General features: G+C 34.4%; 20 protein-coding genes. 10 read left to right on the forward strand and 10 right to left on the reverse strand.

Annotation, left to right across the window (positions count from 1 at the left end):
• Nucleotides 1-34: 34 nt before the first annotated feature.
• Complete coding sequence (locus tag NBRC110019_RS05230; RefSeq protein WP_281753049.1) at nt 35-1,006, reverse strand: YpdA family putative bacillithiol disulfide reductase; 972 nt, start codon at nt 1,004-1,006, stop codon at nt 35-37.
• Between the two features lie 171 nt (nt 1,007-1,177).
• On the opposite strand from NBRC110019_RS05230, the gene NBRC110019_RS05235 reads away from it, so the two are divergent.
• Entirely contained in the window at nt 1,178-1,600 is a 423-nt protein-coding gene (locus tag NBRC110019_RS05235; RefSeq protein ID WP_281753050.1) for a CBS domain-containing protein, read from the forward strand.
• Between the two features lie 100 nt (nt 1,601-1,700).
• Here the strand turns inward: NBRC110019_RS05235 and NBRC110019_RS05240 are convergent, their stop codons facing one another.
• The 4 genes from NBRC110019_RS05240 to NBRC110019_RS05255 all read right to left on the reverse strand — a co-directional run bounded on the left by NBRC110019_RS05240 (nt 1,701) and on the right by NBRC110019_RS05255 (nt 7,604).
• Nucleotides 1,701-2,234: a DUF4890 domain-containing protein gene (locus tag NBRC110019_RS05240; RefSeq protein ID WP_281753051.1), complete on the reverse strand. Its 534-nt coding sequence runs from the start codon at nt 2,232-2,234 to the stop codon at nt 1,701-1,703.
• A gap of 120 nt (nt 2,235-2,354) precedes the next feature.
• A complete protein-coding gene (locus tag NBRC110019_RS05245; protein ID WP_281753052.1) occupies nt 2,355-4,832 on the reverse strand; it encodes a zinc-dependent metalloprotease in 2,478 nt (825 codons plus the stop codon).
• Nucleotides 4,833-5,133: 301 nt separating this feature from the next.
• Nucleotides 5,134-6,609 (reverse strand): SLC13 family permease, encoded by a 1,476-nt coding sequence (locus NBRC110019_RS05250; RefSeq protein WP_281753053.1) that lies wholly within the window; start codon nt 6,607-6,609, stop codon nt 5,134-5,136.
• A gap of 113 nt (nt 6,610-6,722) precedes the next feature.
• A complete protein-coding gene (locus NBRC110019_RS05255; protein WP_281753054.1) occupies nt 6,723-7,604 on the reverse strand; it encodes a DUF6268 family outer membrane beta-barrel protein in 882 nt (293 codons plus the stop codon).
• A gap of 211 nt (nt 7,605-7,815) precedes the next feature.
• Between NBRC110019_RS05255 and NBRC110019_RS05260 the strand changes: the two genes are divergently transcribed.
• Nucleotides 7,816-8,472, forward strand: a complete 657-nt coding sequence (locus tag NBRC110019_RS05260) for an HAD family hydrolase (RefSeq protein ID WP_281753055.1) — start codon at nt 7,816-7,818, stop codon at nt 8,470-8,472.
• Between the two features lie 56 nt (nt 8,473-8,528).
• Here NBRC110019_RS05260 and lysS read toward each other — a convergent pair whose 3' ends face one another.
• From lysS to NBRC110019_RS05275, 3 genes are all read right to left on the reverse strand, one after another.
• Entirely contained in the window at nt 8,529-10,217 is a 1,689-nt protein-coding gene (lysS, locus tag NBRC110019_RS05265; RefSeq protein ID WP_281753056.1) for a lysine--tRNA ligase, read from the reverse strand.
• A gap of 158 nt (nt 10,218-10,375) precedes the next feature.
• Nucleotides 10,376-12,124 (reverse strand): T9SS type A sorting domain-containing protein, encoded by a 1,749-nt coding sequence (locus NBRC110019_RS05270; protein WP_281753057.1) that lies wholly within the window; start codon nt 12,122-12,124, stop codon nt 10,376-10,378.
• A 151-nt stretch (nt 12,125-12,275) separates the two neighbouring features.
• On the reverse strand, nt 12,276-17,201 hold the full coding sequence (locus NBRC110019_RS05275) for a PKD domain-containing protein (protein ID WP_281753058.1): 4,926 nt from the start codon (nt 17,199-17,201) through the stop codon (nt 12,276-12,278).
• Between the two features lie 449 nt (nt 17,202-17,650).
• Here NBRC110019_RS05275 and NBRC110019_RS05280 point away from each other — a divergent pair, with 449 nt between their 5' ends.
• The 5 genes from NBRC110019_RS05280 (at nt 17,651) to NBRC110019_RS05300 (ending at nt 21,773) form a co-directional block, all read left to right on the forward strand.
• Nucleotides 17,651-17,809, forward strand: a complete 159-nt coding sequence (locus NBRC110019_RS05280; RefSeq protein WP_281753059.1) for a YqaE/Pmp3 family membrane protein — start codon at nt 17,651-17,653, stop codon at nt 17,807-17,809.
• Between the two features lie 53 nt (nt 17,810-17,862).
• The gene (lipB, locus tag NBRC110019_RS05285; protein ID WP_281753060.1) at nt 17,863-18,576 is read left to right on the forward strand and encodes a lipoyl(octanoyl) transferase LipB; all 714 of its coding nucleotides are present in this window, start codon (nt 17,863-17,865) and stop codon (nt 18,574-18,576) included.
• A gap of 449 nt (nt 18,577-19,025) precedes the next feature.
• Nucleotides 19,026-19,436, forward strand: a complete 411-nt coding sequence (locus NBRC110019_RS05290) for a hypothetical protein (RefSeq protein WP_281753061.1) — start codon at nt 19,026-19,028, stop codon at nt 19,434-19,436.
• 110 nt (nt 19,437-19,546) lie between these two features.
• On the forward strand, nt 19,547-21,298 hold the full coding sequence (locus tag NBRC110019_RS05295; protein WP_281753062.1) for a discoidin domain-containing protein: 1,752 nt from the start codon (nt 19,547-19,549) through the stop codon (nt 21,296-21,298).
• 1 nt (nt 21,299) lies between these two features.
• Complete coding sequence (locus NBRC110019_RS05300) at nt 21,300-21,773, forward strand: GNAT family N-acetyltransferase (protein ID WP_281753063.1); 474 nt, start codon at nt 21,300-21,302, stop codon at nt 21,771-21,773.
• A 98-nt stretch (nt 21,774-21,871) separates the two neighbouring features.
• On the opposite strand, the gene NBRC110019_RS05305 is transcribed toward NBRC110019_RS05300, so the two are convergent.
• Nucleotides 21,872-22,819: an aldose epimerase family protein gene (locus tag NBRC110019_RS05305; protein ID WP_281753064.1), complete on the reverse strand. Its 948-nt coding sequence runs from the start codon at nt 22,817-22,819 to the stop codon at nt 21,872-21,874.
• 126 nt (nt 22,820-22,945) lie between these two features.
• Between NBRC110019_RS05305 and NBRC110019_RS05310 the strand changes: the two genes are divergently transcribed.
• Genes NBRC110019_RS05310 through NBRC110019_RS05320 form a run of 3 tightly spaced genes read left to right on the forward strand, consistent with a single transcriptional unit; the run spans nt 22,946 to nt 25,539 of the window.
• Nucleotides 22,946-23,497: an RNA polymerase sigma factor gene (locus tag NBRC110019_RS05310; RefSeq protein ID WP_281753065.1), complete on the forward strand. Its 552-nt coding sequence runs from the start codon at nt 22,946-22,948 to the stop codon at nt 23,495-23,497.
• The gene (locus NBRC110019_RS05315; protein ID WP_281753066.1) at nt 23,481-24,077 is read left to right on the forward strand and encodes a hypothetical protein; all 597 of its coding nucleotides are present in this window, start codon (nt 23,481-23,483) and stop codon (nt 24,075-24,077) included. The genes NBRC110019_RS05310 and NBRC110019_RS05315 overlap by 17 nt, the downstream gene beginning before the upstream one ends.
• Nucleotides 24,037-25,539 carry a hypothetical protein gene (locus tag NBRC110019_RS05320; protein WP_281753067.1) on the forward strand — a complete coding sequence of 501 codons (1,503 nt, stop codon included), beginning with the start codon at nt 24,037-24,039 and terminating at the stop codon, nt 25,537-25,539. The genes NBRC110019_RS05315 and NBRC110019_RS05320 overlap by 41 nt, the downstream gene beginning before the upstream one ends.
• Here the strand turns inward: NBRC110019_RS05320 and mnmL are convergent.
• The gene (gene mnmL / locus NBRC110019_RS05325) at nt 25,536-26,474 is read right to left on the reverse strand and encodes a tRNA modification radical SAM protein MnmL/YtqA (RefSeq protein ID WP_281753068.1); all 939 of its coding nucleotides are present in this window, start codon (nt 26,472-26,474) and stop codon (nt 25,536-25,538) included. The genes NBRC110019_RS05320 and mnmL overlap by 4 nt on opposite strands.
• Nucleotides 26,475-26,640: the final 166 nt, after the last annotated feature.

Here is a 26,640-nt window from a genome sequence, read left to right on the forward strand (position 1 = left end):
AAAGATTCTATCTGAAATATAACATAAACGGAGGCTATTTAGCCTCCGTTTTTTGTTTAAATAAAATATTTTTTGTGATAAGCTCTGCGTGAATTATGGAGTTTTCTATAAACCATTTATGAGTTTCCATACCACCACAAATAACGCCTGCTAAGTACAAGTTATCTATATTGGTTTCCATGGTTTCGGGGTTATATGATGGTTTTAAAGCATCTTCTGTATTTAATGAGACTTTGGCCATTTTTAAAAACTTAAAATTTGGCATATACCCTGTAAGTGCTAGTACAAAATCGTTTTCAATTTCAATCGTACCTTCTGGAGTATGAACTTGTATAGTGTCTTCTTTTATTTCGGTAATATTAGCATTAAATAATGCTTTTATACTGCCTTCCTTAATACGGTTTTCTATATCAGGTTTTACCCAATACTTTACACGTTCTCCAATAGCGTCTTGTCTAACAATCATTGTAACATCGGCTCCTTTTCGGTAACACTCTAGAGCGGCATCAACAGAGGAGTTACTAGCACCAATCACTGCTACTTTTTGATTCACATATAAGTGTGGCTCTGTATAGTAATGTGATACCTTAGGTAAATTCTCACCAGGCACTTTTATTAGATTAGGAATGTCATAAAAACCTGTTGCAATAATTACATTTTTAGCAGTATACTTATCTTTAGAAGTTGTAACTGTAAAATCATTATTATTTTCAATATTAGTTACTTCCTCGTATAATTTTATGTTCAGTTTATTAGAGGTAACAATACGTCTGTAATACTCCAACGCTTCGTTACGTTGTGGTTTGGGTTCTTTACAAATAAAGGGGATGTTGTCTATTTCTAGTTTATCAGAAGTAGAAAAGAAATGCATATTTAGGGGATAATTGAAAATAGAATTGGTAATACATCCTTTTTCAATTATTAAATGTGACAAGTTATTTTTCTTGGCTTCTAATCCACAGGCAATTCCAATAGGACCACCCCCAATAATAATTATATCATACATAGTACTAAGGATTAAGATACAAATTTACAATAATCTAAAATTCTATGATAGTAATGAAGGGCATGAGTAATTATATTATTTACAAAATTTTTAGCGTTTTTAGTATGATTAAAATCAGTATTCAGCAGTTTTTTATTCAGGATATTTATAATGTTTTAAAGAAGCACTGATATGAAAGTAAATATCCCAGTTTTGGAAATTATGACAACGGATTTGGTGCTGTTGAATACAGATGATAGTCTTAATAAAGCAGAGCAGCTTTTTAAGAAACATCATATAAGGCATATACCCGTAGTTAAAGGTAAGGTTATTGTAGGAATGCTCAGCTTTACAGATATCTTAAGAATTAGCTTTGCAGATTTTGCAGATGATGAAGAAGAAGTTGAAACCATTGTTTATAATATGTTTACAATAGAGCAGGTAATGTCTAAAGCGCCAACGGTTGTAAGTCCCACTAGTACAATTAGAGAAGTGGCAGAAATACTCTCAGAGAAAGAGTTTCATGCGCTACCTGTTGTAAATAAGAGAACTTTGGTAGGTATAGTAACAACTACCGATATTTTAAAGTATTTATTAAAACAATGTGATTATTAATATTAAAACAGAATTTCAGATTTTTGGGGTTTATAGTTAGCAAAAGGCCAGTAAGAATTAATCTTGCCGGCCTTTTCCATATAAAATATACCATATTTTATTATTGTCTTGATTTTTGCCCTATTGATCCCTCTAGTCTGTGTCTTTTACCGTCTTTAAAGTTACTTTTCATATGCTTTTTCATTCCTTCTTTACGTTGTTCACGCATGGTGTACCATTTTTGGTATTGCTCATCGGTAAGTATAGATTTCATTTTATTTTTAAAAGCAATTTGTTCATCTAAGCGCTCGTTTTCCATAGCAAAGCGTTCTTCTGCTGTAGGTCTTTCAAATTCACCATCTTTTGCTTTTTCTCTTTTAGTTTTCATAGCTTCAAACTTAGCTTTACGTTTGGTAGCCATTTTTGTATTTACTTTTAAAAGCTCTTTTTGTTGTTTTTCAGTAAGGTCAAGAGCTAATGTTAATCGTTTTGTTTTTAAAGTGGCTATTTGTTCTGGAGTAAAGTCTTCCATCATTCTTTCAAATCCCGGTCTTGGATCTTTTCCATCTCTACCCTTTACTTTTTCTTGAAAATTTCCCTGAGCCATAGCTACTGTGGTAACTAAAATGGTTGCTAATACTAATAACTTTTTCATAATAAATATTTTAATGTTTGGCTATAAGACGGAACCATTTAGATAAAGTTTAATGAAAAGAGGGTGTAAAATGAAAAAAGCACCTATTTTAGGTGCTTTTTAACATTTTTATGCGGTATTCTATTTTACAGGATTCAGAATTAGTTCAATTCGTTTCTGTAAATCTTTTAAATGGTATTTAGTAGTAAGATCAGATGTTCTTGCTGCTCCAGACTTCACTTTAGATAAAAGCGTTCCCAATTCACCACGAACGATAGCTCTAATATCAGACTGACTAACATTAACGGTTGTATTTCCGAAAGATTTACTTTGGTCTTCGGTCATTAAGTATTCCATACGATCTACATAAGCACGTTGTAAATTACGTCTGTAAGTATCCATTTTCTTTCCGTATGGTAATTCACTAAAAATCCCCTTGCGTAACTCGGTCATCATATCTAATAAAGAATATGCAGACTTTCCATTGAGCGTTTCATTTTCAATTAATCGCTCCATTCTTCCAAAATCTAAAATATTATTTAGCGTTCTTACTTGTAGTCCACGAATACGCTCTACAGCACCGGCAAATTCAATTTTATTAAAAATATTCTCATCTATTAGCCATTCTGGTGTAGTAAATAATTGCTCTTGTAAGAAGTTCATGCAGTTTTGCTGATGCTCTTTAGAAACATGTGTATATACAGCACCTTCCTGATCGTACGTTTTATAATACTCATAAACCCCGCCAATGTTAGCGGTAACGTGTCCCATGTAGCGGTTAAACTGATTTAATAATTGTCCGTACATGAAATCTAATTCTTCATAATCTTGTCCTTTTTCATAAGTCCAATCGATTAGGTTTGGCATAATACGCTTTAAGTTAGCAATACCATATAAAGAAGCTTTAATAGCGTCATCTCCTAAATCTTCTGTTTGAGAACTTGGATCAATTACGATCCATTGCTGACTACCAAATCTATATAATGGATCACCTGCATGTTCTAAAATCCATCCGTCTAATATTTCTTTTTCATCTTTAGCATCTTTATCAAGAATAGGTTTGTACCCCCACATAATAGCGTACTTATCGTAAATACCAATATTAGGCATTAAAGCAACTCCTTTATCTTCTGGTTGTGCTACATAGTTAAAACGTGCGTAATCCATAATAGAAGGGGCTGTACCAAATTTATTAGTAAAGTTTGCAGATCGTAGTGAGTCTACCGGATAGGCAACACTACTACCCATATTGTGCGGTAAACCTAAGGTATGACCAACTTCGTGAGAAGAAACAAAACGAATTAAACGTCCCATAACTTCATCTTTAAACTCGGTTGATTGCGCATCTGGGTTAATAGCTGCTGTTTGAATAAAGAACCAACCTTTTAATAAGGTCATTACATTATGGTACCAGTTAATATCAGATTCTAATATTTCTCCACTTCTAGGGTCACTCACGTGAGGACCGTTAGCATTTGGTATAGGAGAGGCTAAATATCTTACAACCGAGTATCTGATGTCTTCAGGAGACCATTCAGGATCTTCTTCTACTGTAGGCGCATCCTTTGCTATAATTGCATTTTTAAATCCTGCTTTTTCAAAGGCAACTTGCCAATCTTCAATACCTTGTTTTATATATGGTACCCATTTTTTAGGAGTAGCACGATCTAAATAATAAACTATTTGTTTTTTAGGTTCAACTAATTCACCTCTTTTGTATTTTTCAATATCTTCTTCCTTTACTTCTAATCTCCATCTGTCAAGGTATTTAATAGATTTACTTTCTTGTACATCTAAACCATAGTCGGTTTGTCTTGTAGTAAACCACCCTACACGTTGATCAAAGTATCTACGTTTCATTGGTTCCTCAGGAAGTAAAATCATAGAAGTGCTCATTTCAACAGTAATGGTTCCTAAACTATAGTTAGAAGGAGGCTGGTTAGATCCGTACGTTTTTACGTGTCTTGCTTCTATGTTAAGAGGATAACTCTTAATAGATTCAATAAAGGATTTTTTGCTGTCTAAACGTGTTACTTTATAACCTTTTCTATAATATTCGGGAATACCTAGTGCTTTTACATCGTCTTCGAAAAGATTATTGATCTGAATTACAGTAGAGTTTCCTAATGAGTCTTTTTTCTCAGACTTAATGTCGAATGCTTCAAGAATAGGTTCGAAATTTGAGTTAACAACCGCTTCATGAATTGGCAACGAATCGTTTGCGTATACGTCATAAGAAACAACACGTAATAATACTTGCTTATCTTTTTTCTCCCATCTTAATACCTGAGTATTAGCTTTACCACCACCAAAACCAAGTCCGTTAGCAGTTTTAGCAATACGCGATACCATTAACATTTCTCTTCCGAATAGGGAATCCGGGATTTCATAAAATTCTTTTTTGTCTATTTTATGAACTTTAAAAAGTCCTTCATCGGTAATGGCGTCTTTAGTAATAACCTTATTATAGGGTTTGATGCCTCCTTTGGGTTCGGGTTTTTTTTGTTCTGTTTGTGCTTTCTTTTTATTTTTCTTTTTCCAGAATTGGGCTTGCGCATCTTGCATACCCAAGAAACAACCAAACACGAGTAGAAGTGTTAGCGAAAGATATTTTTTCATGATAATGTAATTAGTACTTACAAAAGACTGAAAATTATCTGTTTTATAAAAGTAAAGTTGAAAATTAGATAAGAGATATTATTTTTTAATACAAAAAGTACAATCTTAAAGAAACGATAAAAATGTTAAATTATAGCCAACAAGTGCAACATTTTTAGCTTTTTAGAGTCTGCATAATAAATGGTTTTAAAATTATTTTTGAGTTAGAATTATTTGAATTAGCGATTAAAAGAGCCTTCTAGAAAATAGAAGGCTCTTTTTTATGAAACTACTTCGGGGCAAGTCCACGAAGCATTTAATCTCAATTATTGAGTAAAAATTCTTTAGGAAACATATTTGGGTCTAAATCCCATAGCATTGGGATTAAAAAATATACAGAAAGGGTAACTATGATAATAGATAGTATATTTAACACAATACCTTTACTAACCATATCGGGTATCTTTAAATAGCCGCTACCAAATACCACAGCATTAGGAGGAGTTGCCACGGGTAACATAAAAGCGCAAGAAGCGGCAACAGCTGCGCCTGTCATAATGATTAGCGGATGAATGTTTAGTGATAGCGCCATTGGTGCTAGTATGGGTAACAGCATAGCTGTGGTAGCTAAATTGGACGTTATTTCTGTTAGAAAATTAACAGATGCTACAAGAATAAGTAAAATTAGTAAAAGAGAGAATCCTTCTAGACCAGCCATTTTACTGCCAATCCAGTTGGCGAGTCCGCTAGTATCAAAGGCACTTGCTAATGCCATACCACCACCAAATAGCATAATAATACCCCATGGTAGTTTTTGAACATCTTTCCAAACCATTAAATTCTCAGTTTTTGTTTTATTAGGTACTATGAACAATACAATACCAAAGGTTATAGCAATAATAGTATCATCTACCCCAGGAATTAAATGTTTTAAAACAAATGATCTCAAAATCCAGCAGAGAGCTGTTAAAAAGAAAATAAGGGTCACTAATTTTTCTTCATAAGAAAGTGGACCTAGTTCTTTTTTAATACGTTGTATTTCTGATTTTCCTCCCGGAATATTTTTTTGCTTAAATGAAAATGCTCCATTAGTTAAATACACCCAGCAAATAACAAGTAAAACACTGGCCACTGGGAAACCATATTTAAACCATTGAAAAAAAGTAATTTCATAATGATATGTTTTTTGAACGATACCTGCTAATACCAGATTAGGAGGAGTACCAATTAAGGTGGCAATGCCACCAATGCTGGCGCTGTAAGCAATAGACAGCATAAGTGCTTTACCAAAACGTTGGTTCTCTTTTTTATCGGTATTTGGATTTTCTTTTATTTGAGAAACAATGGCTAAGGCAATTGGTAGCATCATTACCGATGTAGCAGTATTACTAATCCACATAGATAAAAATGCAGTAGCCAACATAAAACCTAAAATTAACTTCTTAATATTGGTACCTATTAAAAGAATGATGTTAATAGCTATTCTTTTGTGTAGGTTCCATTTCTCAATAGCCAAGGCAATAATAAAACCACCAAAATATAGAAATACGTATTTATGGCCGTAGGCGGCTGTGGTAGCACCAATACTTAATCCGTTAGTAATAGGAAAAAGTACAATAGGGAGTAGGGCAGTTACGGCAATAGGAATAGCCTCTGTAATCCACCATGCAGCTATCCATGCAGTTGTTGCTAATACAGCATTTGCTTCGGTACTTAATCCTTCCGGATGAAATAGAAATCTAATTAAAAGAAAAAATACCGGACCTAGTAGTAATCCTATTTTTTTTGATGTTTTCATGCTACAACGTTTGATGGTGTCTAATTTACCAAAATATATTAGGTAGCAAATACAAAAAAAGGAATCTGTATCACAGATTCCTTTTTTATTTGTTCGGAAATGTTAACGCTATTCTAGTCTAATAGCTTATTGGGTATATTCCAGTTAATCCCTACATTAATGTAGAAACTATTATCAATATCAAAATCATAAACTTCGTTTTGATCCATATCCCAAATACTCATATTGTTATAAAGTGTTTTACCAGCTTTTAAAGTGGCCGAACCATTTTTCCATAATTTAAGATTGTATCCCAAGCCTGCTAATACAGTAGTTTGTCTTAAAATACCAGTATCTTCAAAATTTTCGGTTTTAATTTCAAGGTCATCGTTAAATGTTCCCATAAAACCATCAAGTTTAGCAAAAGCACTAAACGTATGAACCTTACCAACATGGTATCTAAAGTACATTTGTGGCACTCCAATTTGGTAAGACATTTTTTCGTTTACTTTTTTAGCATAAGTAATAACAGGTATAGGAGAGCTTAACCCGTATTGCGGATTATATGTTGCTCCAAAGGTAATAGTAGCGTTTGCTGTAGTATCTACTTTTCTTACTACAATAGTACCATTATAAAAGTAACTATCATCTAAGTTGTCTGTCTTATAGTTAGAAGAAATCATTCCACCTGCCTTTACAATAAAATTCCACTGATTCCCAAAGGCTCTGGCATATTTTAAAGAAGGACCAAAGGTGTAAAATTCTTCAATCTGATCGGTAGCATAAGGTACATCCTCATCAACGTAGTCAAAATTTATGAGTTGATAATCGAATCCTACACTAAAACTGTTATTGTCATTTTTAAAAAGGGGAATGTTTGCACCAGCATTTACTTTACTAATGTCAGCTACATTACCACCAGACAGCATTCCGGCATTAGCATACATACCATCAGATAGCTGCGCCAAAGATATTTGGCATAAGCATAATGCAATTACAAAAGATAAAATTTTCATGTATTTAAACTATTAATTATAATACGAATGTACGCATTGAGTCCCTAAAAATAGCAGTAAACATAAGGGGTTTAACAAAATTTTGATAGTATATTATACCAAGCGGTAAAAAGTATCTACCAACAAAAAATAACTAATTTTAGGCTTTTAAATTAATAGTGGCTAACATCTATTTTCTAATTTTGCTAGAACTGGAGTAAATAAAAGTATTATGGCACAATATAAGGCAGTTATTTTTGATTTGGATGGTACATTGGTTAACTCAATTGATGATTTGGCAGAGTCAATAAACGAGGTTTTAAGAACAGCGAATTTTCCGGTGCATACTATAGAAAAATGCAAAAGCTTTATTGGTAGTGGGATGAGAAAATTGGTGTATCGTGCACTACCGGAATCTGCTAGAAGTGATGAAGAAGTTAGCAATTATACCAATAAATTAATTGAAATATATGGTGAGAGGTGTACACTTAAAACCTACCCATATGATCATATAGTTGCTGTATTAGATAAATTAGCCTTTGAATCTATTGTGATTGCTGTACTTTCTAATAAAATAGATCATTTAACTAAAAAAATTGTAAATTACTTTTTTTCAGATTATGAAATTAAAGAGGTTTACGGAGTAAAGGACGACAGACTTAAAAAACCTAATCCGGAAGTGACACTACAGATAGCTAAAAATTTAAATTTAGCACCAATGGAGATTCTTTTTGTGGGAGATTCAGATATAGATATACAAGTGGCAAGAAATGCAGGTATGGATGTGGCTAGTGTAACTTGGGGATTTCAGCCTAAGGAAAAACTAGTAGGCAGTAAGCCTGATTATATAATCGATTCTCCTTTAGAGTTAATAGCGGTTATATCATAAAAAAAAAGGAATCCCTTTCGAGGATTCCTTTTCAGTATAGTTTAATAGAGTATAGCTTACAGTACTTCAACAAATAAGCCATCATCTGTTTTTTCTACTTTAGCTACTTTTTTAGCAGTAAGACCTTTAATGGCTTTATCCCATTTTTTGTTACTCATACCAGTAGCTTCTTTAAGAGCAGGCAATTCAATAGGGGATTGCTTTTTCAAGATTTCAAAAACAGCCTTTTCATCATCACCCAATTCTACTTGCTTTTTCTCTGGTTTCATTTGTGGGAAGAACAATACTTCCTGTATAGATTGGTTATTCGTTAAAAACATGATCAATCTGTCCATACCAATACCTAATCCTGAAGTAGGAGGCATACCAAATTCTAAAGCTCTCAAGAAATCTTGATCAATAAACATAGCTTCATCATCACCACGATCCGCTAATTTTAACTGAGCTTCAAAACGTTCACGTTGGTCTATTGGGTCATTAAGTTCAGAGTATGCGTTAGCAATTTCTTTACCGCAAACCATTAACTCAAAGCGCTCGGTTAACTCAGGGTCGTTTCTATGGGCTTTACATAAAGGAGACATCTCTTTAGGATAATCTGTAATAAAGGTTGGTTGAATAAAGTTACCTTCACATTTTTCACCAAAAATTTCATCAATCAATTTACCTTTACCCATGGTATCGTCTACAGCTATCCCCATTTCAAGGGCAGCAGCTTTTAACTCTTCCTCGGTTTTTCCGGTAATATCAAACCCTGTAAATTGTTTAATAGCATCGGTCATAGTTACACGAGCGTAAGGAGCCTTAAAATCTACCTTATGTTCTCCAAAGGTAGCTTCAGTAGTACCGTTCACCTGCATCGCACAATATTCTAGCAAGTTTTCGGTAAACTCCATCATCCAGTTGTAATCTTTGTAAGATACATAGATTTCCATGGCGGTAAACTCAGGGTTATGTGTTCTGTCCATTCCTTCGTTACGGAAGTTTTTAGAAAACTCATAAACACCATCAAATCCACCAACTATTAAACGCTTTAAATATAATTCGTTTGCAATACGCATGTATAGCGGAATATCTAAAGAGTTGTGATGTGTAATAAACGGACGCGCCGATGCACCCCCCGGAATTGATTGTAAAATAGGCGTTTCTACCTCAAAATATCCTTTGTCGTTAAAAAAGGTACGCATAGCTGTAAACAGTTTGGTACGCTTCATAAATACCTCTTTAACTTGTGGATTTACTACTAAATCTACATAACGCATACGGTAACGTAATTCTGGGTCTGTAAACCCATCATGTATGTTTCCTTCAGCATCTGTTTTTGGTAAAGGTAAAGGGCGTAACGTTTTACTTAATAGGGTAAAGTCTTTTACCAATACCGTTTTTTCACCTACCTTAGTAGTAAATAGTTCTCCTTCAATACCTATAAAATCACCTAAATCAATAAGTTTTTTAAATAGGTCATTGTATTTAGATTTATCATCACCCTGACAAATTTCGTCACGGTTAAAGTAAATTTGAATTCTTCCTTCGCCATCCTGCAACTCTGCAAAAGAAGCCTTTCCCTGAATACGGGTAGACATTAATCTACCTGCTAAGATAACCTGTTTACCTTCTTCATATTCCTCTTTCACCTTTTTAGATGTGTGGTTTACAGGGTATAGCGCAGCCGGATATGGCTCAACGCCCATCGCTCTTAAGTCCTCCAGTTTTTTTCTTCGAATTAGTTCTTGTTCAGAAAGTTGCATACTATTTTAATTTAGAAGTGCAAAAGTACATTTTTTAGAAAATTTGCACACACCTTTTTAGGTAATTTTAATAGATAATAGCGGTTATAGGTTCTTTGATGGGGTTCGAAATTAAAATTTGATTCTTATAAATAGATTTTTAGGTAGCCTTGTCTAGGTTACTGTTTTATAATTTTATGTGTTTGTGTGTGTCCGTTTGCTGTGGTTAGAGTTAATAGGTACATGCCCTTAGGATAGCTGTTTAGCTTTACGGTATTGTTGGTATTGTTGAGTGCGCCTTTTTGTAGCAAGGCTCCTTGTAGGGTAACCAGTGTATAGGTAGCTTCTTGTTTTAAGGTAAGTGTCACTAAGTCTGTGGTAGGGTTGGGGTATAGTTCAATGGTATTTTTTTGTAGGGTTTGGTTAGCCATAGGAGTACATGCCTGCGTGGCATATTTAGCGATAAAAAAATCGGAGTCACCGCCTATAAAGTATATATTGTTATTGTTTGCATCTTCCAACATATATCCAAAATTACCTCCCAAGAGATAGTCTCCTGAATTATCGATAGCAATAGCTCTTGCGTAATCATTTTGACCTGTACTTCCATTCATGTAATGTAAACCAGTACAATCACCCGTTATAGGATCAAAAGTACCTAATAGCGGAAAGTTGCCCAACGGGTTATTTGGATATGCCGTTTGACTACCCCATACATAGGGCCCTGTATATCCGCATAATCCTGCATATATTAACTGGTTTTGGTTGGTGTCTAACATCAGGTCACCAAAGTTAGCTGCAATCGAATAATTATGGGTACTCCAATAGGTCGTATTTGCAGTAGCCGCATCTGTTTTTAAAATAAAACTAGGAATGATAGATTCAGAAATAGACATTCCTAGAAAACTATCCATACTATAGCCAATTGTTTTACCAGCAATATACATATCGTTTTGATCATCAAAAATTAGTTTATGGATATATAAAAGGTTAGGATCTGTTGCCGTGTTTTGTTTTATAAATTGTAATTGTCCTGTGGTATCAAAACATGCAATTACAGTGCTTCCGGTAACTGATTGTCCTTCTATACTCATAGTTTCATTTGGGTTGTTCTTTCTTGAGGTAATATAAAAGTAACCGTTGTTAGGATTTCTATAAAATAGCATATCATTATAAAAGCCTCCATCCGAAACATCAATATCCAGTTCGGTGGCGTCTATATAATTACCATTGGCATCGTATTTAAAAATAAAAATACCTCTATCGGTGCCTGTATAGGTAAATGCCCCATCTGCAAAAGTACCGGCAAAGTTAATTCCAACAAGCCAGTAAATAGTACCATCATCTAAAACAATTAAATCTAGTGATAGCATGTTGTTAGAAGGTTCATTCATATCTTGAGGGTTTTCCATCCATTGAAATACCCCGTTTTCATCATATTTTACCAGAAAGTTAAGTCTGCAATCTATTGGAATAGTATTTTGTTCATTTATCCAGTCATCATCGATACGTGGCGGACTTGTGTTGTTGAGATAGCAACTCATAAATTTTCCTGCAACATAGGTATTATTGTTGCCGTCAATTTCAAATCCTTTTATAAATTCGTTTCCACCGCCTCCAATTATTTTACTCCATCTGTACGTACCATCACAGCTAAAGCTTGAAAGTGCATAATCGGGGTTGGTGTTAGAAGCCCCATAAAAAGCTTTACTAACTCCTGCAATATCAAGAGCTGCACCACCTACTGTAGATAGCGTGTAGATGTTATTGTTAGAGTCAACTTGAATTTCAAAAACAGCTTCTTTATCGTCTGCAGCCCCCATTGTAGAAATAGAGCCGCCCCGTTGTATCCATTGCCAGTCTTGGGCATGAGAGATTGTTGGTATATTGAAAATAAGACAGATTGAGAAGAGTAGTTTTTTAGTCATAGGTCATATTAATTTAATATATGGGTGATTTTCATATTAGAATTGTCATTTATTTTTGAAATACTTTCAGGTTTTTTCCTGAAGTTGTTTAAGATACATCACTAATGTATTAAAAAAATAGACTGCCTTTAAAAAGGCAGTCCATAAGTAGTTATTTTACTACGAATTTAATTGATTTAATAGTATTTCCATTTTGATGTAATGAAATAATATAAGTACCTGAATTCCAATCGCTGCAGTTAAGCTCATGTACTCCCTCATTGTTTGGTAATGCAATTTTTGCAACTGTTTGTCCGCTAAGGTTTGTAACAATTAAACTTAATGTATTTTCTGCTGGTGTATAATAATATACGGAAGTTGATTGATGCGCTGGATTAGGTGCTGCTATCAACTTTTCTTCAAGTGTAGTATCTGTACTTAATGCTATCCGTTTATTATCGCCACATTCAGGAACTTCAATAGTTATACTTTTAAATATGCATGGATGTGGTTCACCGGTAATTTGACCAATAAAAGATACGGTTGTACCTGCCGTTCCTGAAGCAGGGAAGTAGTAGAAGTATCCATTACTACTACCGTAAGGGCTTAGTGTAATGGTACTATTTCCTGTATATCCTGCAGATGACGGATCTACTGAGAATTGAATTGTTGTAGTATATGGAGATGTACTGTATACGTTATATTCAACTTTAATAACATAATCACCATTGATATACTCACAGAATGTTTTTATTAATTTTGTACTATATTCATGTTCACATTTTGAACAATCAACTCTAGATAAATCTAACTCACCCATAGTATAATCACAACCTTCATTATTAATAGTTAGCTGGAAAATGTTAGGGCTCTGTCCGTATGAGAAATCTATTTGTTCTCCAACCGTCCCAATTCCTGAATTTCCAGCAGGTTGATAGTCAACATCCCATTGCCAGTTATGATACGAACCCAATGGTCCAATTAGATAGGCATCTTCAGAAATAGAGTCACAGAGTTCAACACAACCAGTAGGCACAATCCATGCCAGCGCCTCTACATCGATAGGAAGGTCTATTTGGGATGTTGCAGAACAACTGTTTTTCTCAACACGTACCTCTAGGGGGCCATCGTGGTATACTGTAGTATCGCTACCGGTATCGCCATTACTCCAATAGTATTGTGCACCTGAGTCTACGTTGGTTACATTAACCTTTACCATATACGGATCACAGGTTATGAGCGTGTAAGTAATAATTGGTGGGGTTAGAGGAGCATCCACAGTTACTTCCCAAACACCTGCATCACTTGTACATGTGGTTCCAAGAGCAGATGTTACTTCTGCAATTACAGAATAGGTATAAGTTCCTGCAACGGTTGGTGTATCTGTAACTTCTGTAAGCCCCGTCCAGCTACTTTGCAATGTTCCGTTAATACTCCAATAGTAAGTAAGATTACTGCTAGCGCTTACCGAAAGTTCTACATCTTCACCCAAACACACAGCATCGGGACCTTTAATTACAGGAGTTTCCGGTATAGGAACTTGATTAATATCAATAGCAGGGATAGCATAACTTGTACAGCTTTCGTTACTCGTTACATATACAAAGTAATGTCCCGAACTATTTACAGTAATGGTATTTGTTTGAGTAGTTTGTATAAAGTTATCTAGGTCATCTTTATACCAAGAGTACTCTGTAGGCATTGTTGCACTGTTAATAAAAGTAATATCAACATTAGAACCTTCACAATTTTCTATGGGTGATATGGCTAAATATCCATCTAAATCAGGATCTACTACAGTAAGTATTTTAGTAATTTCAGTATAACAACCAAATTCATTGGTTACTTTAAGGGTTACCTGGTATGTTCCGTCTGTATCGAAGGTGTATGCAGTTGATTCAAGTGAATTTGTTGCGTATGGAAAGGTCCATAGGTACGTGAATGAGCTTCCCGAAGGTACGCCTGTAGGATAAAAATAGATAGGTTCTTTCATACACTTTCCTACTATTTCCATATCAAAAGTAGACATGTCTGGTAAAACCAATTCATCGAATGCAGTACAGGTTGAATAACCAGATGTTTCAAGTTTTACTCCTATATGGTAAATACCCGGACTTAACGTTACGTTGTATTGTGGATTAGTACTTACGTTTGTAGCGGCGTACCAGTTGCTACCGCCATCAAACGTGAATGAAAAGTTATCTACTCCAATAGGATTGTATACTTCTGAGAAGTCTAATAATTGAACTTCATAATCTCCGTTTGTACCACAAGTAACATTGTATTTGATACCTGGAACATACGGATTATCAATTATAACTGTTTCATTAATTGAGCAATATTGCCCATTTATTAAATAGATAGCGGTAATAGAAACAGCGTATTGTCCGGCAGGTGCATCCTCAATCTCTGCATAGGTACTTGTATTTGTGACTACATAATCATATAAGTCGCTATTAACAGGAATGCCTACGGAAACGGGGTTTCCCGAAGCGGTATAATTAATTAAAAAACTTCCGCATCCTTGTTGTGTCACACTTGCCGTAATGGTTTCATTAGCAACACATCCTGGTTGGTTTGAACAATAAACACGAATAAAATCTGTATATGCTGTACACTGATATTCATTGGTAACAACGGCATAGTAGTATCCTGTGGCTGCTCCTGAAAGATCTATCGTATCTGTATTTCCTGTCAGTATAGTACCTGTGTAACTTTCAGAGGTTGAATAATACCATGTTATATTGGTAGTAGCTCCAAAACCACTCTGAATATTTACCGTGTACGTACTATCGCTATTGTTAGCGCAATAATTATAGTTTTGCTCAGGGCTTATTGTAATTACCGGAGACGGAGATACAATCATATTATAAGTGGCAGTAGCAGGTAAGCAGCCCTGATCAAAATATACCGTAGCTGTAATAGTCTGCTGTACGCTTCCACCTGTTGGTTGTAAAAACGTATGGTCTTGCGATCCTGATGTTGAGGTCTCATAGGTGCCTGCAAAATCCCAGTCTACCGAGGTTATATTTGCTGAACCTGTGTGTGAAATCGTAAAATTAACGGTTTCATCAGCACAAACATCTGTAATGTTACCTACTGTATTAATGGTAACTTCAGGGCTTTCTACAATTGTTACAGGAAGGATATAATTATAATCAACATTACATTTTCTAACGATTAATTTAACGTCTGCATTGCTTGGATTTGTGGAAGGATTATTCCATAATACTTGTACAGAATTTGTGTTTTGACCAGCTATAATACTACCCGATGAGGTGGCATCAATACTCCATTCGTAGCTATCAACATCATCTAGTAAAGGAGTGGTATAGGTTTGTGTAGAACTTCCACAGGTATTTATAGGTCCGCTAATTGAAAGCGTAGGTACATCTTTCGCTATGGGTAATGTTAATACTGAAGAGGAACAACCCTCTTTTTCATACCATACATTTACTTCATAACTGGAGTAATTGCTGTCAAAAACAGCAGTGATTTCGCTTCCTGTATCGCTGCCTAGGATACTACCATTGGTAACAGACCAATGTGCAGTTAAACCGCTAGGTACTGTAACGGAATATGTTTCGGAAATATCAGGACATACTTCGTCTTCTCCTATAATGGCTGTGGGTGCATTAGGGGATGCTTTCACATTAATATATATCGGGTCTGAGCAATAGTTACTTGAGATGATACTTAATACATATGTTCCCGATGTAGGAAAGCTGTATGTAAATGAACTCCCAGAACCTGTAATTGTTGTTCCGGTAGGGGTAGATAATGACCATGACGAAGGGGTTATGGCAGAAGTTCCGTAAAGTGCACTATATGTTGTTGAGGTATTTTGACATACTTCTTCCAGTCCTGATATTTCGGCCTTTTTTAAAACCTCCAGTGTAATGGTGGCAGATCCACCACACCCTAAAAGCGTATTGTTGTATGAACAGTTTAATGTAATTTGTCCGCTGTTTACAGTATTTACAATAATTTCATTACGTTGATTGGTGTATACCAAATAAGCGCCTGTTGAGCTTATAATACTCCAGTTGTACTCAGTAGTAGGCCATTGTGGTAAGCTAAAGGTAGCCTGCTCGTCTGTACATAGTACAGTATCGCCAACAATAGACCCTACAGAAGTTACTACAGGAACTTCAATAGTAGAAATACAATTAGTACAAGAAGAGGCGATGTTTACAGTACCATAGCCCGAGGAACCCACATTATCCCAAAGAATGGTAGCACTTCCGTTGTTAGAGGATATCAATGTTCCTCCGTTAACCGTCCAATTATAAGAGCATTGCCCTGCATAGTTAGAGATGGTATACGTAGCTTGTTGTCCTTCACAAACAACCGAAGGGCAATCGATACTACTAATACCATTAGAAACTTGTATTTCGTATTTGTAGGTTGATGAACAGCCACAACCATTGGTTACCGTTAAAATAACGTAATAAATTCCTGCAGCTGTGTATTGATGAGTAGGTTCAAATTCGGTAGATGAATTACCGTCACCAAAATCCCAATAATAATATAGTACAGAATTTCCATCAGATGGAGAGGATAGGTTATCGAAAATAGTCTCGTTTTCCATACAAATTACGGGAGCACCTGCTACCGTAAAAAGAGCCTTAGGAGCATCTATTTTTTCGATACAAAGTTCAATGGTTTTTTCAGTACCATCGGATAGTGTACAGGTGACCGAAACATATCCTTGCGGATTGATGGCACTGCCCCATGAAACATTACAGGTGGTGCTAGATTGTGAATTGATTGAGCCTCCTGTAATCTGCCAGCTAGCGCTGGTAATATACGAGGTATCACCAATAATAGTGTATATCACAGAACTGTTTTCACAGACTCTTATACATTCTCCATCTACGATGTCGGAGGTGCTGTGAATACTAGTTTTTGTTTTTTCACTAGAGTTTTCCTGACAGCTTACATCGGTGTTCCATTTTAAATAGAGATCAATGCTATTGGGGAGTTCAGAGGTTAAAGATGCATCTAAGCATTTCAAGGGATTTGTACCTTCATAGGCAAAGACACTGTTTAGGCATATTATAAGAAATATGCCTAAAAGAGAAGTAGTTTTCTTCATAGGTTATATTAAATTAAAATGTTTACAAAACAGAAACAGTTTAGAGGTACAAGACTTTGGGGTGTTGGGTATTTTGGTATATTTACATAGTGTTAATGTATTTATTGTTTTATAAATATATTAAATAAAATAGTACACTAATGTATTTTTTTATATGTTTTTTTAAAGTTTATTCTTATTTTTTGTTAAAAAATAAATTAAAACCAACGTTCTTTTGCTTTTAGTGAGCACTAGGCTTTTACTCAATAATTGAGATTAGATGCTCCGAGACTTGTCTTAAAATAGAAATGCAATGCTTACTAAATGCTTCGTGGGCTTGCCCCAAAGTAGTTTACTATGGTAATGGTTAAATTTCACTAGAGCTAGTTAATATTGTGTGTTGTTGGTGTAACATTTTAGATTAAAAATAGTCTTATTAGTATCAATCAAATCAAACGAAATTAGAAAAGATGGGATGTTTTAGAGTATTATTATGTATTATTTGTCCGCCACTTGCCGTGATGGATAAGGGGTGTGGCTCTGTAGTTATAACCACCATTTTATGGATTTTAGGATGGATTCCCGGAACAATAGCGGCCCTAATTATTCTAAATAACCCTGACCGATAATTTTGTATCTTTACACTTAAGTTTTTAGTAGAATTCTATAAAGATTAATGACGTTGAATAAGAAAGTTTACATAGAAGATTTAGGGGTAAAGGATTATAAAGAAACCTGGGATTATCAGGAAACTATATTCAAATCTATATTAGACCTTAAGATTACCAATAGAAGAGAGGAAACAGATAAAGAAACACCAAATTATTTTTTATTTGTTGAGCACCCACACGTATATACTTTAGGAAAAAGTGGTGATAAAAGTAATTTGCTACTTAACGAAGAGCAACTACAGGCAAAAGGGGCTACTTTTTATAAAATTAATAGAGGGGGAGATATAACCTACCATGGTCCTGGTCAAATAGTTGGGTACCCTATTCTTGATTTAGATAATTTTTTTACAGATATTCATAAATACCTTCGTTTTTTAGAAGAGGTTATTATTTTAACACTTGCAGATTACGGATTACAAGCTGAAAGAAGCGAAGGAGAAACTGGAGTGTGGCTAGATGTAGGTACACCGTTTGCCCGAAAAATATGTGCCATGGGTGTTAGAGCATCTCGCTGGGTAACCATGCATGGGTTTGCATTAAATGTAAATGCCGATTTGGGCTACTTTGATAATATTATTCCATGTGGTATACGCGGTAAAGGAGTAACCTCTTTAAATGTGGAATTAGGAAGAGCCGAAATACCATTAGAGGAAGTTAAGGAAAAAATAAAAGGACATTTTCAGCACCTTTTTGAGGCTGTTTTTGTGGAGAAATCTGAAGTTTAGTAAACTATATTTATGATATTATCTGGTAGCTATTAGCACAAAAGCTGCTTATTGGAGTAAGTTGCGCAAGGATGTAGCTGTTATTTTTTTATAGAAAGTAGCATTTTACATATTTTTAGTATTTATTTTTTTGTCTTCATTTATAGCAACATATGCGTTCTTAGTGTATAGTTTTTCTTTGTTTATGTAATAAATATGATTGCCTATTGCCTTTCCCACTGTCTTTAGTAGAGGTTTTATATAGTTGTTAAAATCAATCTCTTAATAAAGATGTTAAAAATATACTTTGATGTTTTTATTTTTTATATATTAGCGTTATATGATTGCTGTTTAGTAAGTGTATGTATACCCAACGTCTTACGCATAGAATGAGTACTACTTATAACGTAATTTAAATATATCAATAAGCGTATTGATAATTTTTTGGTGTGTTTTGATATAAGAGTGCCATGAAAACAATTATTAAAAGACCGCATACATTTTTTTGGGTTTCTGTTCCCATACTTATTTTGGGAGGAGTTATTCATACAGATGCCTTTTATTACCTATCAGTTAGCAATTACATAATCTCTATAAGAGGAGTTGATCTTGCTATATTAGCGGCCATTGTGTTTGAATTTATCGGAATTGGTTATTACCATTCAGATCGTAATAAAAAACAACTTTCTAGAATTATAAGCACACTTCATATTGTAGTTTCAGGAGTAGGAGTAGCTATGTTTTTTATATGTACGGTTTGTGCCCTTACTAAAATCATGGTATTTGGCGTATTTATTGGTCCTTTACTTTTGGTCATGCTGCTAGCTCAGTTTCTTTTTGCTATTAATTATTTGTGGGGCGTTTATAAAACATTAGGATAGTAAGTTTTTTTGTCAATTTGTTAAAATATTTTTATTTTACTATAAAAAACACAATTGAGCGGTTTGTTTTTTATAATTTTAAAATTATAAAAAAACGAACAAAAACTCGAATGAGATACTTCTTAAGTATTGTTATGTTATGTGTTGGCCTACATTCATACGGTCAACAGCAAACGTATTGCAACCCAATTAATATAGACTATGGGTACACTCCAATAGAACCTTTTACAACATTTGGTAAACATCGTGCAACTGCAGATCCTGTTATTGTTAACTATAAGAGCAAGTACTTTCTGTTTTCTACCAATCAATGGGGCTATTGGTGGAGTGATGATATGTTGCATTGGAATTTTATTTCCCGAAAATTTTTAAGAGAACGTAATAAAGTATGGGATGAGCTTTGCGCTCCCGGAGCTTTTGTAATGAATAATGAACTGTACCTAATTGGTTCTACTCATGGTAAGGCATTTTCAATGTGGAAAAGTAGCAACCCAACCAAAGACGATTGGGAGATAGCGGTAGATTCTTTAAAAGTAGGGGCTTGGGATCCTGGATTTTTATATGATAAAGATAAAGACAAATTATTCTTGTACTGGGGTTCTAGCAATGTGTTCCCTATTTTAGGTACCGAGCTAGATACGAAGACCTTTCAGTCTGATGGATATGTGAAACCAATTCTTACGTTACATCCTGAGGATCATGGATGGGAACGTTTTGGAGAGCATAACGATAATACATTCTTTCAACCCTTTATGGAAGGTGCTTGGGTAACTAAGCATAATGGAAAATACTATATGCAATATGGTGCTCCTGCAACAGAGTTTAGCGGCTATGCAGACGGGGTGTATGTAAGTGAGAGCCCTCTTTCTGGTTTTGCGTATCAAAAGCATAATCCGTTTTCCTATAAACCAGGTGGATTTGCTAGAGGTGCAGGGCATGGGGCTACTTATCAGGATAATTATGGTAACTGGTGGCATACATCTACCATAACCATTGCAAAAAAGAACAATTTTGAACGACGCATAGGAATTTGGCCAGCAGGGTTTGATACTGATGATGTAATGTATTGTAATACAGCCTACGGAGATTATCCTACTTATTTACCCCAAAAGGATGCTGACCATATAAAGGGACTGTTTACTGGATGGATGTTGTTAAACTATAACAAACCGGTACAAGTATCTTCTACATTGGGAGGATATAAGCCTAACTTTGCTGTAAATGAAGATTTGGAAACTTATTGGAGCGCTAAATCAGGAGATAAAGGAGAATATTTTCAGACCGATTTAGGAGAGGTTTCAACTATAAAAGCTATTCAGATTAACTATGCCGATCAGGATGCTGAATTTATGGGGAAAATGTTAGAAACGTATCACCAGTATAAAATTTATATTTCTAATGATGGGAAACAATGGAAAACATTGGTAGATAAAAGTAAAAACAAAACCGATGTGCCTCACGATTATATAGAGCTTGAAAGACCTGCTAAAGGAAGGTTTCTAAAACTTGAAAATATTCATATGCCGACGGGTAAATTTGCGTTAAGTGGATTTAGGGTATTTGGAAAGGGAAGTGGAGAAAAACCTACAACTGTGCAAAATTTTGTAGTGCTTAGAGCTAATCCTGCTCAATACGGTGAGCGCAGAAGCTCTTGGATTAAATGGAGACAAAATGATATTGCAGACGGATATGTAATTTATTTTGGTAAAGACCCGGATAAACTTTATGGAAGTATTATGGTATACGGAACTAATGAATATTGGTTTACTGGAATGGATAGAACCGATACCTATTATTTTCAGATAGAAGCTTTTAATAATAATGGCGTTAGTGAACGTACCGAGGTAATAGAAGTAAAATAAAATGAAAGAGGAAATAGCAATTATTCCATATACAGGAAAATATGCAAAAGCCATTAAAGAGTTAAATTATGAATGGATTTTACATTATTTCAAGTTAGAGCCGGGAGATATTAAATCACTTAACAATCCTGAAAAAGAAATTTTGGATAAAAGTGGTTATATATTTTATGCCATTGTAAATGAGAATGCTGTTGGGGTGGTAACCTTATTAAAAATCTCTGATACTGTATATGAACTAAGTAAAATGGCGGTATCTTCTGCTTATCAAGGAAAAGGTATAGGAAAGAGATTAATAGTGCATGCGCTTCATTTTTCAAAAGAAAAAGGATTTGAAAAACTAGTTTTGTATTCTAATACAAAACTGGTTTCAGCAATTCATCTTTATAAAAATTTTGGATTTTATGAAGTTGAATTGGAAACCGGTTTGTATGAAAGAGCTAATATTAAAATGGAAAAGCTCCTTTCTTTTATATAAACGATACTTTGGGGTAAATACACAAAGCATGTATGATAGTTACATTTTTGTTTCGAGATAAGCCTGAAAACACTTAATCTCGGTTATCGGGTAAATAGTTACCTTAAAGTAAACTCAAAGGCACTTACATTTTTATATTCTTCACCTGCTTTTAATAGTGGAGAAGGAAAATTTTCATGATGTGGTGCATTTGGGAAGTTTTGTGTTTCAAAACAAATTGAGGAATAACTACCGTATTCAGCATCATTTAAAAAGTTACATTCTCCTAAATTTTCAGGAGTAAAAACAACCATTCCTGGTTGGTTGGTAGTAACTCTCATCTCAATTCCCGTTTTAGGACTAAATAAGCGTGCCGCTTCTACATCTTTTAAAGCAAAACAATCATCTACCCCTTTAAATCCTTTTTTATCTTTTATAATAATAGGTGCTCTAAAATCAAAAGGAGTATCGGTTACATCTATTAGTTTTCCGGTAGCTATTTGTGTATCGGTTACCTCTAAAAAGGCATCACTATTAATAAAAAGCTCATGCTCTAATATGTCTCCTTCTCCGTTTAAATTATAATAGTTGTGGTTGGTAAGATTAATAACGGTATCGGCATCAGAAGTTGCCGTGTAGGTAGTAACCAACTTATTAACATCTAGTGCATAAGTTACTCTTGCCACAAGGTTTCCCGGGTAGCCTTCGTCTCCGTTTTCACTTTCAATTTTAAAAGTAATGCTGGTATCTGTATGGTTTTCCACTTCCCAAAATCTTTTATGAAATCCGTTTTTACCACCGTGTAAATGTACTCCGTTATCATCTGTGTAAATAGGATATTTGGTTTCGTTTACTTTAAAGTACCCGTCTCCAATTCTGCCAGCATAACGCCCTATACTAGCCCCTAAACAATACCCATGATTTTGATAATCTTCTAAGGTTTTAAAACCTAGTACAACATTGGTGTCGTTTCCTTTGTTATCTTTAGTAACCAGTGAGGTAATGGCTGCGCCATAATCTGAGCAAAATAACTTAAGAAAGCTATTTTTAATAGTATATGTTTTCAATGTAGATAATTTAAAAGGTTATTCTAACAAATTTACTATTTATTGATCACTTTTTTGCAACGCTGATACTTTTATATCGTCTATAAGAGCGTAAAGTAATTTTTAACCACCAAGAAACTAGCCGGCATGTTTCAAGGCAATATTATTGAAAAGTGTAAAAATAATGACCGTAAGGCCCAAGTGCAATTGTATAACAACTATTGTAATGGGATGTTTCATGTTGCCTACAGGTTTTTAAAATCGGTAGAAGACGCGGAAGATGCAATGCAGGAAGCTTTTGTAAAAGCCTTTAAGAAACTGCACCAATATAATAGTGAAGTGCCATTTGGCGCTTGGCTAAAGCGAATTGTAATTAATCATTGTTTAGATCAGTTGAAGTATGATAAAAATAAAATAGAATCTATAGAAGATCAGCTGTACGAACCTGTGGAGGTTGAGAATGAAGAGTTTTCAGAAGCATGGCTATTAGAAGTGAAAGAAAGTATTATGGAAGCTATAGAACGACTATCGGAAAAATATAGAATTGTGGTATTGTTGTTTTTAGTGGAAGGGTATGATCATAAAGAGATTTCGGAGATTTTAGGAATTACGGAAACAGCTTCGAGAACAAAGCTTTTAAGAGGCAAAAGAAAATTACAAGAATATTTAAAAGTTTATAGCAATGGCGTTACAAAGTGAAGAGAAGAACATGTTTCGTAGCAATGTAGCATTGCCGGAAGGACATGAGAAAAGATTTCTAGACAAGCTTGAAAAAGAGCTACCTGAGAAGCAAAAGAAGCGTTCGGTTTTCTTTTATGTAAAAATAGCTGCAGCTGCAATTATCGTCATAGGTATTGGTAGTATGTTGTTTATTCATAGTATATCTGATACTAAGGAGGAATTAGTACCCGATAATCAGGTAGTAGATACAACTGAGGAAACGGAATCATCACCGGAAAACGAACAGATTACTTTGGGCGATTTGTCACCCGACCTTAAAAAAGTAGAAGAATACTATGTTGCAAGCATTAATGTTACCTTGGCAAGTTTAGAAATTAATGATGTTAATAAAAGGCTGTTTGAAGGTTATATGGATAGATTGTCTGTTTTAAACAAAGAGTATAAAACACTTACGACAGAATTAAATACATATGGCCCTAATGAACAGACCATTGGTGCACTTATAAATAATTTACAATTACGGTTACAATTGCTTTACAAGTTAAAAAACAAATTAGATGAATTTAAAAAAACAAAGCAAGATGAAAGCAAAGGCTAATTATTTAACTTTTATGATGTTTTTGGCGGTGGCTGTAGTAAGTGCGCAAAAACAGACCAAAGAGTTTAAGGAAACGTTTAGTGTAAACAAAGATGTTACTGTAAATGTTAATACAATAAATACAGATGTAGAGTTTGATACTTGGAACCAAAATAAGGTTGAGGTAACGGCTACTATAGAAATTGAAGGATTGAGTAAAGAAGAGGCTCAGGAATATTTTAATAGCTGGGAGTTTGAAGCTTTAGGAAATAGTTCTAAAGTAGAAATTTCTGCTGTTGGAATGAAACATTCAGTTGTAGATGTCCAATCTATTGATTTTTTATCCCCTACTAATGATCTTGTAGTTATAGGAAGTCCGTTTGTAGAAGAAATAGAGATAGACTCTTTGTGTATTTTACCTCCGTTACCACATGCTATTATAGAGTTAGGAGAAGTAGATTTTGATTATGAAGCATTTGATAAAGAGGGAGAAGCCTATTTGAAAAAATGGAAACAGGAATGGGATCAGAATTTTAACAAACTCTATAGCAAGGCTGCCATAGAAGAGAAAATGGAGGAGTGGAAAGCTAAGGTTGAGAAACAAAAAGCAAGACGTATTGTGCTTATGGAAAAACGAAAAGAAGCGGTATCAAAGAAAAGAGAAGAACTCCAAAAAGAACTTGAAAACCGTAAGGAAGAGTTGATAGAAAAGAGAACAAAACTTGAACTTAAAAGGGCAGAGTTAATAGAGAAAAAAGTAGAAAAAGTAATTGTAACCAATTATCCTAGAATAGAAAATAAATTGGTAAATGGTTTTAACTATGATTTTTTTACTGGCAATGGATCTAGTGAAATCACCATTCATAAAGATGGTAAAGTCATCACGTTAAAAATTAAGAAAAAGATAAAAGTTAAACTTCCTAAAGGTGCTAAGTTACATTTAAATGTGCGTCATGGAGAAGTGAAATTGGCTGAAAATACGACCAATATAAAAGCAACCTTGAATTATTCAAGGTTGCTTGCCAATACTATAAATGGGAATAAAACCTATATTGAGTCTTCCTATGCTCCTGTTGAAGTCGGACAATGGAATGATGGTAAGTTGATTTTGAATTTTTCTAATAAAGCGGATATTAAATCGGCAGGAGATATTCATTTAATAGCCAGCTCTTCCAATGTTATTATTGATAAATTAACTAAAAAAGCCGTTATAGATGCTAATTTAGGCTCTATTAAAGTGACGGAAATAAATCCTGCTTTTTCATCTTTAATTTTGAATATGGATAATATGGAGGGGAGTTTTAAATTTCCGAATACACCTTATAAGCTTTTTATAAAAGATGAGCATGGGTCATTAAAATTTCCTAAAAACTGGAAACTTACAAAGCTTGATAAAGTTACAAAGCAAGGCTATAATATTAACTCAAATACGTCTAAGACCGTAACTTTAAATAGTTTTTTTAGTAACCTAGTATTTCTTTAGGTTTCGTAATATTTTCCTTGCCATGTTTGTTTTTGTTGTAATGTGTTTTGTAGCATGTTAGCAAATTCATAGTTTTTTAATCCCCAAGTAGGAGCAATTAATAACCTAAGTGGAGATTGCGAAATAAAACGCTCCATGGCAATATCTGGTCTTAATCTTTCTAAGAAAGAAATAACCAGTTCTAAATATTCTTCTTTCGTATAGAGCTGAAACCATTCTGGGTTTGTTTTGTATTGCTTTGCCATTATAGTTCCTTTTACTAGTTGTAATTGATGCAGCTTTAAAGTATCTAAAGGAAGTTTGGAAATTTTCTCTGCATGCTCTAAAATTATATTCTTGTTTTCACCAGGAAGCCCTAAAATTAAATGCGCTCCTGTATGTATACCTCTTTTAGCCGTAGCTTCTATTGCATCCACAGCACATTCGTAGGTATGTCCTCTATGTATAAAATCAAGTGTTTTGTTGTTGGTAGATTCAATACCGTATTCAATCATTACGTACTTTTCTTTAGCCATTTCTGCAAAGTAATCCAGTAGCGTATCCGATACACAATCGGGTCTGGTGCCTATTACAATACCCTCTATCTGTGGGTGTTTAAGTGCTTCTCCATACAGTTGTTTCAAATTTGCAAGAGTGTCGTAAGTATTAGTGTACGATTGAAAATAGGCTAGGTAATACTGACTTTTATAGCGTTTGTTGAAGAAGGAAATATTGTTATCTATTTGTTCAGTAATTGGCTGTATTTCTTTACTAAAGTTAGGGCTAAACGATTGGTTGTTACAATACGTACAGCCACCATAGCCTTTACTGCCATCACGGTTAGGACAGGTAAAGCCTGCATTGATACTGATTTTTTGTACTCTACCACCAAATTGATCTTTTAAAACCGTATTGTAATTTAAGTAGGGTAGTGTAATACCATCTAATAACTCCATAGCCAAACAATGTAAGTGTAACGCAAAGAAGTAATATTTGTATGAGATAAAGAATGATATTCTTCAGGTTTACTTTAAAATAGAGATCAAACCCCTTTGTATCTGTTTCGACATAAAAGAGTACTGCTTATAACTACTCTGGAAAACTTACCTAAAAGCAGTTTAA

It is taken from the genome of Neptunitalea chrysea (genome assembly GCF_027924145.1).
Classification (GTDB): domain Bacteria; phylum Bacteroidota; class Bacteroidia; order Flavobacteriales; family Flavobacteriaceae; genus Neptunitalea; species Neptunitalea chrysea.